The sequence below is a fragment of the bacterium genome (assembly GCA_040755795.1).
In the GTDB taxonomy this organism is placed as follows: domain Bacteria; phylum UBA9089; class CG2-30-40-21; order CG2-30-40-21; family SBAY01; genus JBFLXS01.
On sequence record JBFLXS010000473.1, the window covers coordinates 1 to 2802 of the forward strand.

The window sequence follows — 2802 nt, forward strand, 5'->3', positions numbered from 1 at the left end:
GAAACCTAACCCCAATGTTTATAATATGTTACATATACCTACCTCACCTCCTAAACACCCCTAAAATCTACCTTCTTACTATTATAACCCCTTGATTTTACTGGAGTTAATAGGTCCAACCCTCTTTGGTAATTGGTAACTGGTGAATGGTAATTAGTTACCCATTATCATTTAACCGATTACTTACTTTTTATCCGCGAGCTTTCATTTTAGATTTTGGATTGAAACATAAATCCAAAATTTTCTTGGAGCCCACAACCAGAATTGAACTGGTGACCTCGTCCTTACCAAGGACGCGCTCTACCTACTGAGCTATGTGGGCAAAATTAAGTTTGTATTTATTTTATCAAAATAAAAGTAAATTGTCAAGTTAAATTTTGATGGGAGTAAAACGGCACTTCATATCCTCTTGGTGTTATCATCCGGTTATTCCATAGAAAGGTTTGTGAGTTGCCGATTATTATTGTTGTCTGCATGTCAATCTCATAATCAAGCATATCTTTAAGATTTGTGACGATTATCTTTTCGTTATCTCGCATTGCCCCTTTTACAATTCCTACCGGTGTTTCTGGGGTTCTGTATTTTAAGATAATCTCTCTGGCTTTATTAATCTGTTTTTGTCTGCCAATGCTTCTGGGATTGTAAAAGACGATAACAAAATCAGACATAGCCGCCGACTCAAGCCTTCTTTTAATCAATTCCCATGGGGTAAGTCTGTCTGATAAGCTGATAACGGCAAAATCGTGCATCAACGGTGCACCCAGTCTTGCCGCAGAGGCATTCAAGGCAGAAATGCCCGGCACAACCTCAATATTAATTTCAGGAAGGTTCTGTTTTTTGATAATTTCAAACACCAATCCAGCCATAGCGTAAATGCCAGGGTCACCGCCGCTGATGACTGAAACGGTTTTGCCGGCAATAGCCAATTCTACTGCCTTTTGACATCTCTTTAGTTCCTGCGTCATCCCCGTAGAGATGATTTCTTTATCTTTAATCAGTTCTGCTATAAGGTTGATATAACTGTTATATCCTACAATAACCTCAGAACTTCTAATTTTCTTCTGGGCATAAGGTGTAATATGTTCACTATCACCGGGGCCTACACCGACAATGTATATTTCCCCTTTTTCTTCTGTTTTGTGTTCTGCCACGGCTATCGTTACATTTCTTATCTTTTGTTTTGGTATAAGCAGTTTGTTTGCCTTTGAGGCAAGTAGTGCGGCTGGCTCGGCGACACCTATTGCCCCGGTGGACTTAAATACAGACTCAGATTTCAATATCCCCTTCACTGAATTGAGTTCGTCCGTAGAGAATGTCTGAGTTAAGAGGTTGTAAATTTGGGCAAATGCCACTAATCCTGGTTCAAGAGATTTTATATCAATGGTAGCAATAGATATGACATCAGCAAATGAGAGATTATGTTTTGCCAATGTCTTTCTTACTGCTTTTTCTATTTCATTTTCTGATGTGCCGCGATTACAGCCAATACCAATTACCAAATTGCTATGGGATATATTGTGAACATCTGATGCCGTAGTGATAACTGCCTGACCATCAAGGAATTTTGCGATATTTCTTGCGGTTTTATTTGCTCCGCCCAGATGTCCACTCAAGAGACTGATGACAAACTTTCCCTTTTCATCAAGCACAACTACAGCCGGGTCTGTCTTTTTGTCCTTTATCAATGGAGCAATCGTCCTTACCACAATACCGCACGCCATAATAAAAATAAGGTTTTTGCATTCATTCCATATTTCAGAAACAGCCGCAGATTGAAATTTTAGGATTTGGGCATCTGGATAAAGTCCCTTAATCCGTTGTGCAAGGTTTCTGCCATTGTTTGAGATGTAAAGTATTACGGTTTTATTTTCGGCATACATGTTTGAAATCTTTATGATAAAGTTTTGATTCCTTTCCTAACGATTTTTCTGAGGCTTTCAATGCCTCGCCAATATATATCAAGGCAGTCTTTTTAATTTTGGCGTTCTTGACCATTTCTACCATTTCTTTTAATTTCCCTCTGATTATCCTTTGGTTATCCCAGGATGCCTTTTCGATAATCGCAACTGGTGTATCTTCAGGATAGCCTTTGAGGAGTTCATTCTGGACATCCTCAATCATTCCGACGCTTAAAAAAATCACCATAGTTGCTTTATGTTTAGCCAATTTGCTCATCTTTTCTGCCTCTGGCACTTTTGTTTTGCCTTCAAGTCGAGTAAATATTACGGTTTGGCTTATCTCTGGTATGGTAAGTTCCTGACCAAGTATTGCCGCACCAGATGATGCCGAAGATACACCTGGTACAACCTCATATTTTATGTTCAATGCCCGTAATCTTTCTATCTGTTCTGAGATGGCACTGTACAGGGAAGTATCACCTGTATGGAGACGGACAACCACTTTGCCGCCATCTACGGAACATCTAATTACATCTATGATTTCATCAAGTGTCATCCCGGCAGAATCATATATCTCTGCCCTGATACCTTCAAGGAGTTGTGGATTAACCAGACTCCCGGCATAGATAACTACATCTGCTTTATCAAGCAGATTTCTACCTTTGATAGTTATTAATTCCGGGTCGCCAGGGCCCGCACCAACAAAATAAACCTTACGCATATCTTCACCTCAATACCAAACCCATACTTGACCCTGTCAATGCACTCCATAATACTACAGCAATTCTCGGTGAAACTAAATAAACAGCCCAAGTAACCACCTTAAAGCCATTTTTTGCTTTTTAAACATCTTCTTCCTCTAAATTGCTTAAAATTTCCCCCTCCTAAACCTCTGGAGAATCTC

The 2802-nt window shown here is 39.5% G+C and carries 2 protein-coding genes and 1 tRNA gene; all 3 read right to left on the reverse strand.

Going from position 1 to position 2802, the window contains the following annotated elements; translation table 11 throughout:
- Positions 1-246: 246 nt before the first annotated feature.
- The 3 genes from AB1414_18510 to cobM all read right to left on the reverse strand — a co-directional run bounded on the left by AB1414_18510 (position 247) and on the right by cobM (position 2619).
- A tRNA-Thr gene (locus tag AB1414_18510) sits at positions 247-322 on the reverse strand.
- A gap of 43 nt (positions 323-365) precedes the next feature.
- Positions 366-1880 carry a precorrin-3B C(17)-methyltransferase gene (cobJ, locus tag AB1414_18515; protein MEW6609408.1) on the reverse strand — a complete coding sequence of 505 codons (1515 nt, stop codon included), beginning with the start codon at positions 1878-1880 and terminating at the stop codon, positions 366-368.
- Positions 1864-2619: a precorrin-4 C(11)-methyltransferase gene (cobM, locus tag AB1414_18520; GenBank protein ID MEW6609409.1), complete on the reverse strand. Its 756-nt coding sequence runs from the start codon at positions 2617-2619 to the stop codon at positions 1864-1866. The genes cobJ and cobM overlap by 17 nt, the downstream gene beginning before the upstream one ends.
- Between the last annotated feature and the right edge of the window lie 183 nt (positions 2620-2802).